This window comes from Rhizobium sp. LjRoot98, assembly GCF_964252935.1.
GTDB lineage: Bacteria > Pseudomonadota > Alphaproteobacteria > Rhizobiales > Rhizobiaceae > Pararhizobium.
In genome coordinates, this window is sequence record NZ_CAXUPW020000028.1 from 1 (window position 1) to 17,296 (window position 17,296).

A 17,296-nucleotide genomic window follows, 5' to 3' on the forward strand; every position below is an offset into this window, starting at 1 on the left:
CCTTTACAAAGCAGCCGTCCGAATGTGGCAGGTCCATGCACAGGAAATGCACCTTGCATTCCACCCCACCGATGATGCCGACCGCTTCACCAAAGTCGACCTGGGCATGACCCGGTGCGTGCGCCAGCGGCACGAACATCTCCCGCTGCCTCAGATACTGCTCACGGACATAATCGCTGACAATCGTGATCCCGCCAGCGTAACCATGCTCGTCACGAAGCCGTACGAATATCCGGCGGATCGTATGATGCTGCTTCTTCGGGCGCTGTTTGTCATCGACCAATATCCTGTCGATGATCGGGACAAATGCATCCAGCTTCGGGCGCTTCACCACCCGATCCCGACGGTAGCCGGGCGGCACAGAAAACTGGATCATCTTCTCGACCGTCCGTCGATTGATCCCGAAGAGTCGCGCGGCCTCTCGACGGCTCATACCGTCCACTATCACCGCATGGCGCACACGTGCATAAAGCTCCAATTGCTTCATCCTCGCCCTCTGCAAAACGCAGAAGACTAAACCACGGACCGTCGTTCAACGACCGTCCCCGACCCGACGCTCAGGCCGCTTCCGTGGTGCACTTTCTCACCGGCGTTCTCACGTCGTCTGTCAGTGCGGTGACGGATTCGTCGTCTCCGGTATAGACGGAGATGATGCTGCCGTAGCTCAGATTATCATCGTTGGAGACGATTGCCTGAAGAAGCTCCGGGTCCTCTTTTAGAATTTCGGCGACAAATTTGATCGTACGGACGTAGGTAACTGTTGCCATCAGGCTGCCTCGGCAGAGATTGTGACGAACGGCGACCAGTTCCACGGCAGCAGCTCGTCTAACCGATTGATCTTGTGATCGTGGATGCGATTAAGCACGTCGGTCAAGTATGCCTGTGGATCAAGACCATTCAATTTGGCCGTCTCGATGATTGTCATGGCCCGCGCCAAAGTCTCCGCCCCGGTGTCGGCTCCCGCGAACAGCCAGTTGCGTCTTCCAACGCCTATTGGACGCAGAGCCCGTTCGGCAGCATTGTTGTCGATCGCGACACGACCGTCTTCCATGAATAGGCAGAGCGAAGACCATCGGCTCAAACCGTAGCGGAAAGCTGCCGCCAGATCGCCTTTGCCGGGAATGCGCGTCAGTTGAGCTTCAGCCCAGTGACGGAATGCTTCAACCTTGGGCTTGCTCTGCATCTGACGCGCGGCAAGCCGGATCTCAGGAGGCTGGCCGTTGATGCCTCGCTCGATGTCGTAAAGCGCTCCGATACGATCGAGCGCCTCTCGCGCGATCTCGGACTTGTTCGATGTCCAGATATCGTGGAAGTCGCGTCGCCAGTGGGCCCAGCAGGCCGCCTCCTTGAAGCGAGGAAGGCCATCCGCTCCAGGTGAGTATAGCTTGCCGTATCCTTTGTAGCCGTCAGCCTGAAGGATGCCGCCTGATTGCTTAAGGTGGCGGTGGACGTGCTCTTCTTTCCAGTCCGGAGCAAAATAGTAGACTGCACCAGGCGCAGAACTGCCTGCCCATGGTCGTTGATCGCGGACATATGTCCAGATCCTGCCCTTCTTCACCCCTTTGCCCATCCCCTTGTCTCGGAGCGAGCGATCCAGCACCCGGATCGGGGTGTCGTCGGCATGAAGGAGGTCACTTGCCATGACCGCCGTTTCGATCCTCTCGATAAGAGGCTGCAGCACCTGCATGGCACGACCACACCAATCGACCATCGTGCTGTCGGGAATGTCGGCACCCATGCGGGCGAAGATCTCGTTCAGACGGTACAGTGGCAAATGGTCATCGAACTTCGACACCAGAATGTACGCCAAGAGGCCAGCGCCCGCCATGCTGCCAGCGATCGGGCGGCTCGGAGCAGGCACCTGCACCATCTTCTCGCAGCAACGGCAGGACTTCTTCAATCGAGCGACCTCGATCACCTTCATCTGCGCTGCAATCATGTCGAGGATTTCGCTTGTGTCCTCACCGACAAGACGCAGCTCACCTCCGCATTCCGGGCAGCAGGAGCCAGGATCGAGTTCCCGGCGTTCGCGAACTGCCTTGTCCGAGACGCGTGGGCGCCGGCGCATGATCTTCTCAGGCGTATCCGCCAAGGCTACAATAGACGCTTCCTCATCGGGCTCATCTATCGGGGCAGTATTGCTCTCAGCGGCGGCGATCAACAGATCCTCAAGCGCCAGTTCCAACTGCTCGATTTCACGCTCGATCTTTTCGGACGACTTGCCGAAGACCTGTTTCTTCAGCTTGGCGATACGCAGCCGCAGGGTTTGAATCAACTGGTCGTGCGCTTGCAACGTCGCCGACATCTTCGCGTTTTCCGCCTGCAACGCGATTATCATTGCCTTGAGAAAGGATGGATCATCAGGGAGATTTGTCGTTGCGATTGACATGATCCTGACTACCACAAGTCAGGAGAAATTGCGATAAAAACGAGTGGTTTCAGAGGGATAAAATCACCCGACACGCGCCGGCGGCGCGCCCCAATCAGGACGACGCCAATCGATCCCTTCCCACAACATCGCCAGTTGAGCCGACGTCAGTCGCGCTGTGCCGTCGGACGCTGAAGGCCACGGGAACCGACCTTTCTGCAAAATCTTGTAATACAGGCAGAAGCCTTGGCCATCAAAATACAGTAGCTTCAAACGGTCGCCACGTTTGCCGCGAAAGGCAAATACCGCGCCGCCCGTCGGCTTCTGGCGCAAGACATCCTGCGCAAGCGCAGCCAGGCCTTCAATTCCTTTGCGCATGTCCGTGATCCCGCATGCAAGATAGACCCGAACGCCGGTCCCAGGCCCGATCATGCTGCTTCCACCGCCCGGATGATCTGCGTCAGGGCAGCCGTATCGAACGCACTGCCGAAGCGAAGGGTGCGGCCGCAGCTCAATCGTAGTTCGACCATCCCGGAGCACCTTTCCGGGTCATCAGCAAGATCCATCCGTACCGCTTTCACGTCGACGGGGATGAACAATGTATTCGACGACGCCGAGAGAAGCCCCTTCTTCTTCAGCTCGCTACGCCAAGCGTAAATCTGCTGCCGCGTAATATCGTGCCGATGGGCAACCTCTGTGATGGTCGCTCCACCATCCCCAACCGACATGACAATCGCGAGCTTATCATCGTCGCGCCATCGGCGCCGCCGCTCTTGCCCAAGAATTTCAACGCGCATCGCAATCCCCGCATAAGACACGTCGCTAACGACGTCGTTAAACACGTGTCTTAGGCCATTAAGGCCTTATGCGGCAGGCGGTGCCAATCGGGCGGTTACGTTTTGGGAAGGCCAAAGAGTCGAGGTCAGCGAGTTGGCGTATTACATCATAAAGCCCGAGAAAATTCTACTTTTGAAGCCCGTTAATTCGCGGGGGATTACCGGGCGTCGATGTATTTCGAACGACGGTCGCCGCCCTGCTTGTCGAATTGGATGGTTCCGGTGTCGCTGAACTGCTTCTGCCAGCGAACAGCACTGGCGGCGCTCACACCAAACCGCTCAGCCGCTTGTCGGCGCGAGATGCCGGCGGCAATCGCATTCACAACACGCTGGCGCAGATCGAGTGAAAGAGCTTTAGCCATCCATGCTGGCCTCCTTCAGCAGCATGGAGGTTGAATCAGTTCGACACTGATTTGAAAACCCTGATCGATTCAATCAGACGGGAAATTGCTCTAGTATTCGAATTCAGTCTGTATTCGCTCGAAATCAGCCTTAAAGTGCTCATCCCAAGGATTGAAGAACTGAATTTCTTCTTGCGTCGTGTCGATATCGTTTTCGCCACGTTCAAGCGGTTGTTTCTGATCCATTTTGCAAATTACCCAATACGCCAACGATTCACTCGTTAGATTAAGAAGACGAAGATCGCGAAAGAATTTCCGGAAGGCCCGCGACAGGAAGGTATAGATCTAAGTATATAATCTTATTATTCACGATTCCATGCCCCGGTTAAGCAATCTTCACTGAAAAACTGAAGAGAATTATCTACGTCTCTCTAGTAAACTTTTATAAACATCAGCGACGTGTCGCGCCTGCCGCTTCTCGTCATACACCTGTTCAACCAGATCGCGGCTAAGTTGGCCACGCCTTACGCGCTCATCGGGATCATCTATCAAACGTTGAATGGCGACCGCAAGCGCCGACGCGTCTCGATTTGCAACTTGAATACCGACGTCCGGAGCCCCTGTAACGCCCGGGAGGGCAGTGCCCTCGAAGACAACTACTGGACACCCGCTCGCCATCGCCTCGATCGCCATGACGCCGAATGCATCGGCGACTGAGGGCATAAGAAAGATATCCTGAGCAGCAAAAAAATCCCGCATCACTTCCTGGTCGTTGACCCAGCCGAGCTCAATCACACCGAAACGATCCCGGAAGCGATCGAGCGGCCCATGACTTGCTGTCGAAAGAAGCCAAACGTTTTCATTGTCTTTAAGTGCATCAAGCGCACGCTCTATATACTCAAGACCTTTGAATGCGCCGTGCTCAGCGCGAAAGCCTATGACGATCGCTTCGTCGGGAATGCGCAGACGCGCACGCGCTGCGGCGCGAGATCCTTGACTGAAGTAGCTGAGATCAAGACCAAACGGAACGAGGTGAACTGGTACGCCATCGAAGAGTGGGGAGGCTTTCGTCATATTTTCCATCCACGGCGACGCAACGATGACTTCGAAGGAGGAGCGCTTCAAGATCTCTTGTTTAAGTGAGAACATCAATGCGGAACTGTCGCGGTTTACAGCAAAGGGAATTTGCAAGTCCGGACAATTGCCGCAGCCTGTCCGCCAACCTTGGCAACTGAATGGGTGGATGCAGTGGCCCGAGAATGCCCAGGGGTCATGCAACGTCCAAACTGTCGGCTTTTCCCGGGTTATAGCGGGAAAGTCCAAAAGGCTCATGTATCCTGTGTGGATTAGATGGAAATGGATAAGGTCCGCTTCGATGTATTCCTTCCGACCCATAAGCTCAGAAGCATTTGTATAATATACAGATTGAAAGCCGAGGCGTTGCTCCACTCGAGCATACATTTCGTTAAGCCGACGGTTATTTGGGGCCTCATATCCCAGCACCTCGGGATTGGTTGTGTCACGCTGCCAAATGATGTGAGTCGACGATATGTCATACTCTTCCAGCAATGGCGCGAGCGCCAAACCGCTGAAGCGCCGCCCTGGCGACTCATACCCGTTGAGTTGCAGAACTTTCATTGCCCTTTTGCTCCATGCGCCTGGGACAGGCTGACATCATTAGGCGAGAAGTTGGCAGATTCCCGCCAGACCACGCGGTTGACGTAATCAATGTAACTAAGCACCGTGGTCAATATTTTCAACGATACCGCACCGCCCTTATAGTCCGCCACAACGCGCCGATAACTTGGTGCTGTGCGCGAAATCGCAATCGTCGTTTGAACTGCTTCAGTCAAACGGACGGGCGAGCAATCGGACATGATCAATGTGCCCTCATCGACGCCTTCAGGTCGCTCATGGGCTTCACGAAGATTCACCGCCGGAAAATTCAGCAGCGACGATTCCTCGGTAATAGTTCCGCTGTCGCTTACGACACAGAGAGCGTGTTTTTGCAAAGCAATATAGTCGCAAAAACCAAACGGTGGAAGGAAGCGAATCTCGCCATCTAGCGTCTCGCCCATTGCCGCCAGTCGTTTACGCGTGCGGGGATGGGTTGAAACGATAACGGGTACCTTCAATTCCTGGTGAAGTTGGCGAAAGGATGAAAGCAACGCGAAAAGGCGAGCGTCAGAGTCAACGTTTTCCTCGCGATGGGCACTTGCAATCAAGTACCCGTGTGCTTCCAAACCAAGCTGAGATAGAATGGTCGAGGTCGCGATGCGCGAAGCATAATAATCCAATACCTCCTCCATATGAGATCCGCTCACGAATATCCTGTCTGAAGGAAGACCCTCCGCGAGAAGGTGTCTTCTGGCATGTTCGGTCAAGGCGAAGTTGACATCGCTCAGGTGGTCTACAACCTTACGGTTGATTTCCTCAGGGACTCGCTGATCGAAACAGCGGTTACCTGCTTCCATATGAAAGACCGGTATACGACGGCGCTTCGCCGCGATGACGCTTAGACAAGAATTGGTATCGCCGTAGAGTAGCAACGCCTCCGGCTTTACCGAGTCAAATAGGGCGTCAGTTCGCTCAATAACTCGAGCAATGGTCTCTGCGGCGTTCTTGCCAGCGGCCTCCAGGAAATAATCTGGTCTCCGGATCATAAGCTCGTTAAAAAAAATCTCGTTCAACTCGTAATCGTAATTCTGTCCAGTATGAACTAGAATGTGATCCGTATGCTGGTCAAAAGCGGCGATGACGCGGGACATCTTTATGATCTCGGGACGAGTACCAACAATCGTCATTACTTTACGCATCGAGTTCACCATTGAACAAATTGAGTTTTTTTAGGACTTCTACGGTGCCGTCGACAGTTAGCCGGGTGGTATTGTGCGAAGTATAGTCCTCCATGCTAGAAACCTGGGTCTCGCCGGCCTCGAAGAATTTGCTGTAGTTTAAGTCGCGATCATCGGCGGGAATTCGGAAATAATCTCCGTCATCATCCGCACGCGCCACTTCTTCTCGTCCTACCAAAGTCTCAAAAAGCTTTTCGCCGTGCCGCGTTCCGATGATCTTGATCGGTACTTCCCTACCCATCAAACGCATTATAGCCGTTGCCAGATCAGCAATGGTCGACGCAGGAGATTTTTGAACGAAGAGATCTCCCTGCCGTCCCTCGTTGAAGGCGTGTAAGACCAGTTCCACCGATTCATTAAGTGACATCAGGAAACGGGTCATCGCCGGATCAGTGATGGTGATAGGTTTGCCAGCGCGAATTTGGTTAATGAACAGAGGTATCACCGAACCACGCGACGCCATGACGTTTCCGTAACGCGTGGCGCAGAACACTGTTCCACCAGGCGTTCGCTGACGCGACTTAGCCACCATAAGTTTTTCCATTAATGCCTTGGACATTCCCATCGCATTGATTGGATAAACAGCTTTATCCGTGCTCAGCACAACCACTTTCTGGACCGCATTTTCGATAGCAGCGTTGAGCACGTTCTCCGCCCCAAGAACATTTGTACGAATAGCCTCCATCGGATAAAATTCGCAAGACGGGACTTGCTTTAGCGCGGCGGCGTGGAATACGAAATCGACGCCTCGCATAGCATCTCGAACGCTGGTATACTCGCGAACGTCTCCAATATAAAATTTGACTTTGTCGTTACCAAGCTTAAGACGGAGGTCTTCCTGTTTTTTTTCATCTCGGCTGAAGACGCGTATCTCGCCGACATCACTGTCGGCGAAACGCGACAAAACCGTGCTACCAAACGACCCCGTACCACCGGTAATCATCACAACTTTGTTGTCAAACATTTTAAACTCCAGAATTTTCGAATTGGTGCATTCGTACAATCAGTTCCTGCCAGTCGGGCGCAACATAGCCTGTTGCTGCACGGAACCGAGACGAGTCGAGGGAGCGATCGATGACAAGGTTTTCATCTCGCTCAATGTCTATTTCTTTATTGTAGATCTGCTTTATCAAGTAAAGAAGGTCGTACTTGTTGATCGGATTTGCTGAAATATGGTAAAGACCGTAGAGATCAGACCGGGGTATAACCACATTTTTGATGACGGTAGCCAACTCGACTGTTGGAAGCCCCGAAAAAATGGCGCGAGAAAACCCACGCACTTTCCCCCTTTGGGACAAAAACCAATTTACCAAACTGTGGCTACTGGCCAACTCGTGGCCAATGATTGACGTCCTAAGCGTAATCGCACCGGGCGTTTTGATTTCACCCAGATATTTGGAAAGGCCATAAAGATCGCGAGCATCTGCGACAGCGTTCTCGGAGTAATTTCCTGTGACACCTGCGAACACGCAGTCGGTACTCACATGAACAAGTCGGCAACCGCGATCTATGCAGAGTGCGTGCAGGCGGTGCGGCAGCAGGGTATTGATAGGTATAATAACCAAGGGATCCTGCGCATCGGCCAACTGTTTAACTACTCCCACGCAGTTGATGATCACATCCGGGTCAGTTTTATTAACATATCCAACCACGCTGTCCCAATCGTTGACGTCAAGCCCCGATAAGATACGTTGCGTATCGACGCCTTTGAGGATCCGTTGCGCCAAATCTCCACGCTCGGCACCCCAAACCACGTGGCTAGGATCGTGGGACAAGAGGCGAAAAACCGCGCTCCCAAGCATTCCGGATACGCCCAGAACGAGTATCTTCATTTGCTACTTACTCCTGACTATTGCCCGGATAAATTGGACAATCGCGCCTTACTATTAAACATGCGGCGACGGAACTTTTGTTCGCGCCATTACGGAATTGTCTTCTGTTAGTGAACTTTTTTGACCGACTTCGAGCGAAAGCAGCCGATCGAGGAGTGCCTCCGGTTTTTTTGCTAAATCGATTGGCAGGACCGTTCCGCGGCCGGTCGCTCGAATCCTTGATGCGATAGCTCCAATATCGAATGAGACTGGATATCCTCCCGCCTCGAACGTGTCTGAGAGGGTGAAGCTGAACGTTTCTGCCGCCTGTCCAGGAAACCAAACGAAGTCTGCGTTAATTTCTTCGATGAGGCCTACCAAGGCCGCGTCGCGGTAGGGCCCAAGCATACGGACGTTGCTTAACTCCCTGAGCGCATCTTCTCTGTCACTAGTCCCAAGCAAGACGAATTCGATAGGACTGTTGTGCTGGAGCGCTGCTCGCGCGGTTTTTACCAAGGTCTCAGAACCCTTGTGGACGTGGCAATGACCTAATACCAGAACCCTCCGGAGTTTCCTCTCCGAACTCGGATGCGGACGGACGCTCATCTCTATACCAGGAAAATACATTCGGAGACGTTGGCGCACATCCTCGTCAGGCACAATGACCTGAGATGCCGCTGTCAGCATTTGGCCGTGTACCGCCCTCCACGAAGACACGGTTGGATTGCTATAAATTCCGCCATGTTGAGCGATGCATCGTTCGCACCCGTGAACATCCGGTTGACCACAATAGTCACCATTTGGCAAAACCATAAAAAGCCTTGGGCACACTGTCATATAGTCATGCACATGTACGCTGTACGTAATGCCGATAGCTCTCAATGATTTCAGCAACGGCACCCAGACATTTGGCTGCAGTGTCAGCAGAGAATGAATTTCTACGTTTTCAATATTAAGGGCGTTGACCTTTTCGCCGAATGTCTCGGCATTGACGTCAATATCGACAGTTGTCCGAATTGCTCCGGAGGAGTCTAAGATGCTGACCGCCGCTGTCCCGGTATCGCTAACTCGCCGTAAGACACATACGCCGAGCCCCTCCCGCTCGACTTGTCTAAACCGATTTTGGACGAGCCGCTCCGTGCCACCGCCAAAATCATGAGAGATGAAAAGTGTATAAGCTCTAATTTGGGACGAACCGCTTTCATCTGGCGTCATTCCGACCGACTTTTGGGACTTCATTTCGCGTGGGTCCAGACCGTCTCTGCCGGCCAACGACATGCCGTCGGCAAAGCGATCGATTAAATCATTTCGCGACTTGACGGCCAGTTCTGGCGTGACCTCCAGCTGAAGCGAGCAAAAAAGCCTTTCCGAAGGTGGAACATGCTTTCGGCATGCTTGCTCAATTTCCGTCCGCCGAGTTAGATCGATTTGCGGTGTGGACACGCCAATCCTCACTTCGGTCAGCACCTCACGGACACCAATCCAGTCGTAGAGGTTGCCTAGGACCGCGAGAAAAAGATAAACACAGTGGCTCGATCCCACCTCAAATCGAACACCAGCAGCAATGACAATGCGATGAATCATCAAGGTCGAAAAGGCAACGTCGATCGGAGACAGCGAACGATCAACCGAGGTTACGGATCGCTCGTCATGAATAATGGCGACGCGCTTTGTGGACAAATCCTTCCACCAGGCCAAGTACGAACCATGACCGACAACCGAACCTTCCTCGACCATTGTCTCGATCTGCTTGGACAGGTGATTGGGAAACCAGGAATCGCCAGCTTCGATGAAGGCAATGTAGTCGCCCCTTGCCGCTTCAATGCCGCGGTTGTACGAATCTGCGTTGTCGCCTTCCCCCTTCAACCATTGCACCCGCGATTGGTTGGAGACCGCTGTTTCAATAACTTGAGCGCTGCACATTTCCCTAGTCGCCAGCAGGAAAAGCTCCCAGTTTCCATGCGACTGATTAAGGACTGTTTCGAGCGATTGAAGCACCTCTTCCTCATTATCTGTGACGACGAGAAGAACGGTCACAAGCAACTCGGAGTTATCTGCCCGCATCTTGCTCTCGGCGTGGGCTAGGGCGCGTCTATAAGGCGAACTCTGGCCGAGAAATTTTGCCATGGCGGCGTAATAGCGGCGTCGACTTCCAAACATTTGTACGCGGCGTATCTCATCCTGCTCATCCATAAGGCGGATCCACAACTGGTCGCCTTCGAGTATTGCAGCGGGATTCTGGGTCCCCTGCTCCGCATGGACGCGGTAGCGCACGAGTTCATTATCGTTGAAGAAGAACGGATGGTTTTTAAGCATCCGGGCCCACAGATCGTAGTCCTGCGTATATCGAAGAGCCGTGTCGAATGGTCCATAGAAGCGCATCAGCGACATCGGAATAAGAAGCGTACACCCGTTTATACCGCTATGCAGTAGCGCCAGTTCCGGGTTTCTCGTGAAAATCTCCGAGCCTAAAAGGGGACCCGACAGAGTTTTCCCCTCTGAGTCAATCAAGCTGAAATTGGAAAAAACACACGCGTCGGCAATGCCGATTTGCGAATGAAAATTGACTTGAGATTTTAGCCGATCGGAATAGAAAATATCATCATGGCTGAGCCAACAGAAGAAGTCGCCGGTTGCGACCGCTATCGCCGTATTGAGAGCCGCTGAAACGCCACCGTTTTCCTGATGGATATATCGAATACGGTGCGGGTTTGCGTCACGAAATGCGCAAGCAATTCTTTCGGTCTGCTCGTCGGTTGAGCCGTCATTGACAATGATGATCTCAAAATTGTCGTAATCCTGACCAAGAGCGCTTGTGATAGCTCGTGCCAGATAGCTTGCCCCATTGTACACAGGCATGACCAAAGTAACGCGGGGACTCATTCTGCTTCACTCATAGTGTGGATAATCCAGCTCTCAAATCACTTTTGGGCAAGTGAAACTCGCAACCACGAGTCGGCCGATCGAGTAATATCATGAAGAAGTGTCCAAATCTTGTACTCAACATCCTTTCCAAGACCGCCAGCCTCAAGCTCAACAATCACTCGCTCGCCCACGTCCGTCAGTATGTTTTCCACCAACTCCAGAACGCGCTGGTCGCTGTCAATTCCCGCGCGTTCTTGAATCACATGCGACGCGTTAGAACGCTTGGCTCCGGCCTGCAGGCGCTCGTTAACGCGCACCGCTTGTCGCAATGCCACGGTGTTACGATAATTGCGCACAAAATACGCTGAGATAGTGATTTCGTCCCCTTCGCGTTTTATTGAATCGCCATGCTTTAAATAATTGGTAATTGGTTCGGAATGCTTAACCTCCTCGCCGAAATGGCGATGATACTCCGCGATCGAGAACCAAGTGTTTGGATCGCGCAGTTCCCGCCAACCGGTTTCAACATAGTGGCCAAGCGGGCTATCTCTAGTAAAATCTATCCCAGGGTTATTGTTAACGTAGAAATCTGTCGAAAACCAAGCGTTCGGGTCTCTCCCTGACTTCCATCCTCGAGCAATATAGTCGGTGAGAAGATCAACGCCACTCTCAGCAATTACTGGATAGGACTCGCTGTAGAACTCGGGCGAAAACCAATCAGATACACGCGCGCCCTCCCTCCAACCGAATTCGAGATAGTGGCAGAGTGGTTCGACACCTGCCGCCGCTACGTCCGTACGAGCTTGCAGGTATTTCGAAATGGAAAAGAGCGCATGCGGGTCCGTCCGTTCACGCCAACCCACTGAAAGGTAATGTGCCAACGGTTCTGAATTCGAGACGACGACATCAAGCCTGTGCGAAAGGTACCGACGTACAGAGAATAATGGATGGGGGTCGGTTCCCTCGCGCCAACCATCCGTCAGATAATGCGTTAAGGGCTCTATGCAGGCAGCGGATACGTCTGGCCGAGCGTTCAGATACTCTCTAATGGAGAAGAGCGGATGCGGATCAACACCCTCCTTCCAGCCCGATGCCATATAGTGCTGCAGGGGCTCAATGCCGGCCTCGGCAACATCCGATCTTTGGGCCAGATATCGACTTACTGAAAATAGTGGGTGCGGATCTGCTCCTTCTTTCCAACCAAGGCAAAGATAATGCGAAAGCGGATCCATACCGCTGGCTGCAATGTCTGGCCGGGAAGTCAGATACGCATCAATGGAGAACAACGGATGTGGATCAATTTTCTGACGCCATCCAACTGTCACGAAATGAGTCAGCGGCTCCGCACCAGCTTCGGAAAGGTCTGGTCGAGGCGAGAGATATCTCTGGACTGAAAACAGCGGATGCGGATCCCTTCCCTCGCGCCATCCAAACTTTAAATAATGCGTGAACGGCGCGATGTCGGCGGCTTTTACATCGGGGTTTTTCTCGCAATAGAAGCTTCCCGAAAACAGCGGATGTGGATCCGATCCCTCTCTCCAGCCGTGCTTCAAGTAATGTGCGAATGGTTCGACACCCGCGGCTGCCACATCCGGTCTCGACGCCAAGTAGCTCTGTACGCTAAAAAGGGGATGGGGATTAAATTGGTGATCTTTTCGATTAGAGAGATAATGGCCCAGAACACCGGCATCGGAATTACGCGCTTGTCGGTAGGTATTCCAGTAGAAATATGGATCAAACATTTGCTCTAGCAGCACCTGCTCGCTGCTCGGGTCACGACAGTAAGATTCGCTCTGGCTGCGGGCTGCGTTGCCGATTTTTTTCTGGCTGGAAGGCCAGAGATGTTCGCGCACCAACTCGCCCAAAGTGTCAAGCGTGAAGTCGGCCCTGAAGGCATCTGCTCCTCGGGTAGCTAGCCCGGTATACAAAGAATGGTTAGTAGCAAGATGCTCTAGCGCTGAAATAATGTCGCTGGCGGACGTCGAGTGACAACAAATACTGGCGTCCTTATCCAATAAATAAATGGATGGCGACGAGTAGGCGGGACCGTGAAAGAATATGGGCCTCCCGCTTGCAAGGTAGACTACCGCTTTCGACGGGAAGCTAAACCTGGAGACTTCCTCAAGTTTTACGTCGAACGGGTAAGGACAATAGCAAATGTCGCACTCTTTCGAAAGTACTTCGACCAGCTTCGGCTGTGCGTACCATCCCCGCATCCGGACATGCGACGGATCGACAATATTGGTAGGTGAAGCAGCACCGTAGACGTTAATGAAGGCCTTGCGTCCTCCAACCATCCAGCCGCAAGCCTCCAAGGCTTCATAAAAAGAGATCCAGGCATCACTGGCATAAAACTGGCCGGCAATCCCTATAGTTAGTTCACCATCGGAGCGAAACCCTGTTGCGGCAGGCTGCGCGACGGAGGCGTCCATTGACGTTATGATCGGGTAGCTTGGTACGCCATGATCTTTCTTTAATTTTTCCGCCATCACCCATGAGGGAGCTACAACGAATTCGGACGCCGTCAACGTCTTTTCCAGCAAAGCATTGTCGATAGCACATGTCTTGGGATCGAGGTTACGCGCCAGCTGCCACCACGAAAGCGGGTCCCATATATGGCTTTTCAGGGGAACGGCGAGTTCCTGGGCAACCGCCAGGGCCAGTCGCACCATCGTCTGCCCCTCCAGAACCGCCCAAACTTGGCCGACACCCTGCATGCGACCAAATTCAGCAGCAGCTTTAACCAACCTCGGAATGTCCTGCGTTCGGATTTTGGTCTCCGACGCAAAGACTTCGTCTGTCGTTATATTTCCGACACTATAATCTTCATTCGGCTGGCCAAAAATCGAAGTCGGCACTTGAGCCAAATCGGAAAACGAAACGAGCTCCAGATTAGGATTCATGACAGCGAAAACCGCCAAAGCTCCGGGCTCAAAGGCCCGGCACATTTGTGCTGTTACGATACCGGAAGTCCAGTTCGAACACGGCGGCATGTCAGTCAATAGCAGGGTCTTAACGTTGTTTTCGCCGGCGGCGCTGTTCATCGGAATTCCAGACTATTTGAGTGTTCAGAGCCCAGCGGCTGTTGCGATAACAGCAACCGCTTCGTGAATGCCAGTAGCAGCCACCGCAGGCTTTCTATCAAGCAGAAGGATTTGTTCAATAGCTTGTTTGAGATCGGCACCGCTGCCTGCCGAAAACGAAACCAAGTCGAAGCAACAATTCTGGCTTGCCCACTCTGACAAGCATTGTTCCTCCGGCCAGTTGCCGCGAGGCAGCATGATGAGAGGCACGCCTGCGCAAGCGGCCTCCACGACTGTCCCATAACTGTCTTTCCCGACCACCACGTCCACTGACGCGATGATGTCGGCAAACGACCAATCCAGCGAATTGCACGATGATACATCTGTCCGATTACCAGCATACGCGTCAGTGACAAGCCATTGAACACCATCTACACACGGGAAGTTAGGCTCGGGATCGCCTGCTAACCCACCCAGCGTATATAGCGCCAGCTTAACTGTGGCAGAACGCGCAAATACGGACTTCAGTTCATCGGACCTGTTGCGACCAATGCGAGCAATAGGTCCGATTGAACGCCTTGCATCGATATCGGACATGGGCATATGAGGCCTGGGCTGCAGAAAAAAATCCACCCCCGCGTAGATCGAACGCAAATGTCCGTCTATGTCTTGCGCGCCCGTGGCTGAATGGCAATACGAAATATACATGTCTGCCCAATTCATGCAGCAAATTGCTATATTTGGTAACTTTAATTCTCGAGCAGCAGCAATAGACATGTAGTTTATATTACTGATGACAGCATCTGCGTTGACACTTCTAACTGCGCCAATCTCATATGCAAGCCGTTCAGGCCACTCGACGTAGAGGTCATGAAACATTCTGATACTTTTATTGATATCGATCTGCAGAGCGCTGGGCGCCACTAATGTCACCTCTCGCTCGCGTCGGCAAAATTCGAACGCGCCGCTAACGAACGACTTTATTTTATCGGGCTTTAACTCAGATCGAACAACAGTGCGGACATGGGGATAGATTTTGACAAACTCATTAATTACGGGTCCCGATATAGAAAGATGGCCCAACCCATGGGCTGATATGTCGAACATTACTGTTTTAGGCGACACTTATTCTATCCCATTCAGTGTGTCCGGGCTGATAAAGCGTCTGTTACATTGAACGGATTTTTTTTTCAACCGAAAGTTTTGCTTGAATTGGGACAGATATTACTGCCCCAGAGATCCTAATGTAGCTGTCCCTTAAAAACCGGACGGGATCGGGTTTCTGTTTGACGGTTTAAGAGTTCACGCGGGGATCGATATCCCAAAGCCTTGTGCAGGTGAAGCGTGTTGTAATGCTCGAACCACAAAGGCAGTTGTGCGATGACGGTTTCGGCGTCCGGAATGGGGTTCACCGAGACGTAGTCGCACTTGAATGTTTTGACAAAAGCCTCGGCCAATGCGTTGGGCTCGGGGCTGTGAACCGGCGTCGTGCAAGGCTCCATGCCGATGTCGATGAGCAGTGCCTTGGTATACCTCGCTATGAAGCACGAACCGTTGTCGGTCAGCCATTCGAATGGCTATGGAAGGGTGCTGACGAGACCGAAGCGGCTCTCGACAGCCGTAATGACAAGGTCCCGAACGTCCTCGCTCATGATGCCTTCAGTGGTGGCGACATGGGCGATGGCCTCGCGATCACAGCAGTCGAGAGCCAAGGCAACGCGGACTTTTTCCTTGTTGTCCCATCCGATCTCGAAGCCGTCTGAACACCAGCGCAGATTGGACTGCTCGACGGACACGCGGCCTTCATGGCGGCGGGTGTCGATTGCACTGGTATGGCGCTGGAGTAGCATCCCATGAACCTTCATAACCCGGTAGACGCGTTTGGCATTCGGCCATGGACGGTCTTCGCTGCGAGCCTTACGGCGCAGGATCGCGTGAACCCGGCGATATCCGTAGGTCGGCATGTCGTCGATGATCGCCTTGATCTCATCCACCAGCTCCTGATCGGCGAGCGCTGGCCACCCTCGAGGTCTGGGAGGACGTTGCTTCACACGTTCCGCAATGTTGGGTCGGGCGACACACAAGGTCTCGCACATTGCCGTCATCGCGAACCACCCCTCGGCAACGAGAGCGAGCGCAACAGATGTTTTTTTTGACCCCGATGCTATCTCGAGCGCTTCCTTGAGGATTTCGCCTTCCATCCTCTTCTTGCCGAGGAGGCGCTGCAGTTCTTTCACTTGGTTCTGAAGCGCCCTGTATTCGGATGCCGGAACGACCTCCTGTTGCGAGGCAGTGGCAGTCAGCGCACCCTGTGCTGCGAGCTTGCGCCAAGCGAACAACTGGTTTGGCTGAATGCCATGACGTCGAGCAACGATGCTGACCGTGACATCAGGCTTGTAGTGAACCGCGCCGGGTTTGCCGGAGGCTCCAACTTCTGAGAAAGTGGAGCTATCATGAGCAAGACAACGAACAAGTTTTCACCTGAAGTCCGTCAACGTGCCATTCGTATGGTGCTGGATCACGAAGCAGAACACCCGTCGCGGTGGGCTGCCGTTTCATATATTGCGGCCAAGATCGGCTGCTCGCCAGCCACGCTGCATGAATGGGTGAAGAAGACCGAGGTCGACACCGGCAAACGAGCAGGCCTGCCGAGCGACATGGCCGAGAAGATGAAGGCTCTGGAGCGTGAGAACCGCGAGCTTCGTCAAGCCAACGAGATATTGCGCAAGGCGTCTGCATATTTCGCCCAGGCGGAGCTCGACTGCCCCTTCAGACGATGATCTCGTTCATCGACGAACATCGTGGCGTGTTCGGGGTCGAGCCGATCTGCAAACTATTGCCGATTGCCCCGTCAACCTATCACGAGAATGTCGCCAAGCGCCTGGATGTGGATCGCCTGTCGATCCGCGCCCGCAGCGATGTCAGCCTGAAGATCGAGATACGCCGTGTCTTCGAGCAGAACTTTCGTGTCTATGGCGTTCGCAAGGTCTGGCGGCAGTTGAAGCGTGAAGGCTTTGACGTCGCCCGCTGCACTGTTGCCCGGCTTATGAGATCGATGAGCCTGCAGGGGATCATTCGAGGAAAGCCGATCCGCACGACATTCTCGGACAAGTCGGCTCCGAGCCCGCTTGACCGGGTTAACCGCCAGTTCAAAGCCCCTGCACCCAACAGGCTGTGGGTTTCTGACTTTACCTATG

Annotated in this window: 13 protein-coding genes, 2 pseudogenes and 1 other annotated feature; of the genes and pseudogenes, 1 reads left to right on the forward strand and 14 read right to left on the reverse strand. The window is 53.3% G+C overall.

Annotated features, from left to right (window positions below):
• From ACSQ3J_RS30585 to ACSQ3J_RS30650, 14 genes and pseudogenes are all read right to left on the reverse strand, one after another.
• Positions 1 to 487: helix-turn-helix domain-containing protein (locus tag ACSQ3J_RS30585; RefSeq protein WP_436041069.1), on the reverse strand; the 487-nt coding region annotated here is incomplete at its 3' end.
• A gap of 70 nt (positions 488 to 557) precedes the next feature.
• Positions 558 to 767 carry a hypothetical protein gene (locus ACSQ3J_RS30590; RefSeq protein WP_436041070.1) on the reverse strand — a complete coding sequence of 70 codons (210 nt, stop codon included), beginning with the start codon at positions 765 to 767 and terminating at the stop codon, positions 558 to 560.
• A complete protein-coding gene (gene tnpC / locus ACSQ3J_RS30595; protein WP_060503178.1) occupies positions 767 to 2,389 on the reverse strand; it encodes an IS66 family transposase in 1,623 nt (540 codons plus the stop codon). The genes ACSQ3J_RS30590 and tnpC overlap by 1 nt, the downstream gene beginning before the upstream one ends.
• A gap of 63 nt (positions 2,390 to 2,452) precedes the next feature.
• Complete coding sequence (tnpB, locus tag ACSQ3J_RS30600; RefSeq protein ID WP_056533973.1) at positions 2,453 to 2,800, reverse strand: IS66 family insertion sequence element accessory protein TnpB; 348 nt, start codon at positions 2,798 to 2,800, stop codon at positions 2,453 to 2,455.
• Entirely contained in the window at positions 2,797 to 3,210 is a 414-nt protein-coding gene (tnpA, locus tag ACSQ3J_RS30605) for an IS66-like element accessory protein TnpA (protein WP_436041071.1), read from the reverse strand. Before tnpA ends, tnpB begins: the two co-directional genes overlap by 4 nt.
• A 152-nt stretch (positions 3,211 to 3,362) precedes the next feature.
• A complete protein-coding gene (locus tag ACSQ3J_RS30610) occupies positions 3,363 to 3,566 on the reverse strand; it encodes a helix-turn-helix domain-containing protein (RefSeq protein WP_436041072.1) in 204 nt (67 codons plus the stop codon).
• Positions 3,567 to 3,962: 396 nt separating this feature from the next.
• A complete protein-coding gene (locus ACSQ3J_RS30615) occupies positions 3,963 to 5,183 on the reverse strand; it encodes a glycosyltransferase (protein WP_436041073.1) in 1,221 nt (406 codons plus the stop codon).
• A complete protein-coding gene (gene wecB / locus ACSQ3J_RS30620) occupies positions 5,180 to 6,361 on the reverse strand; it encodes a non-hydrolyzing UDP-N-acetylglucosamine 2-epimerase (RefSeq protein ID WP_436041074.1) in 1,182 nt (393 codons plus the stop codon). The genes ACSQ3J_RS30615 and wecB overlap by 4 nt, the downstream gene beginning before the upstream one ends.
• On the reverse strand, positions 6,354 to 7,364 hold the full coding sequence (locus ACSQ3J_RS30625) for a polysaccharide biosynthesis protein (protein ID WP_436041075.1): 1,011 nt from the start codon (positions 7,362 to 7,364) through the stop codon (positions 6,354 to 6,356). The genes wecB and ACSQ3J_RS30625 overlap by 8 nt, the downstream gene beginning before the upstream one ends.
• A gap of 1 nt (position 7,365) precedes the next feature.
• Complete coding sequence (locus ACSQ3J_RS30630; protein ID WP_436041076.1) at positions 7,366 to 8,232, reverse strand: dTDP-4-dehydrorhamnose reductase family protein; 867 nt, start codon at positions 8,230 to 8,232, stop codon at positions 7,366 to 7,368.
• Positions 8,233 to 8,286: 54 nt separating this feature from the next.
• Positions 8,287 to 11,094, reverse strand: a complete 2,808-nt coding sequence (locus tag ACSQ3J_RS30635) for a glycosyltransferase (RefSeq protein WP_436041077.1) — start codon at positions 11,092 to 11,094, stop codon at positions 8,287 to 8,289.
• Positions 11,095 to 11,132: 38 nt separating this feature from the next.
• On the reverse strand, positions 11,133 to 14,120 hold the full coding sequence (locus ACSQ3J_RS30640) for a hypothetical protein (RefSeq protein ID WP_436041078.1): 2,988 nt from the start codon (positions 14,118 to 14,120) through the stop codon (positions 11,133 to 11,135).
• 24 nt (positions 14,121 to 14,144) lie between these two features.
• Positions 14,145 to 15,224, reverse strand: coding sequence for a hypothetical protein (locus ACSQ3J_RS30645; protein ID WP_436041079.1), 1,080 nt, complete (start codon positions 15,222 to 15,224; stop codon positions 14,145 to 14,147).
• A 116-nt stretch (positions 15,225 to 15,340) separates the two neighbouring features.
• Positions 15,341 to 16,498, reverse strand: a pseudogene (locus ACSQ3J_RS30650) (IS3 family transposase); the annotation flags it as partial.
• 54 nt (positions 16,499 to 16,552) lie between these two features.
• Between ACSQ3J_RS30650 and ACSQ3J_RS30655 the strand changes: the two are divergent.
• A pseudogene (locus ACSQ3J_RS30655) lies at positions 16,553 to 17,296 on the forward strand (IS3 family transposase); the annotation flags it as partial.
• Positions 16,834 to 16,950 (forward strand) — a sequence feature (AL1L pseudoknot). (Overlaps the previous pseudogene by 117 nt.)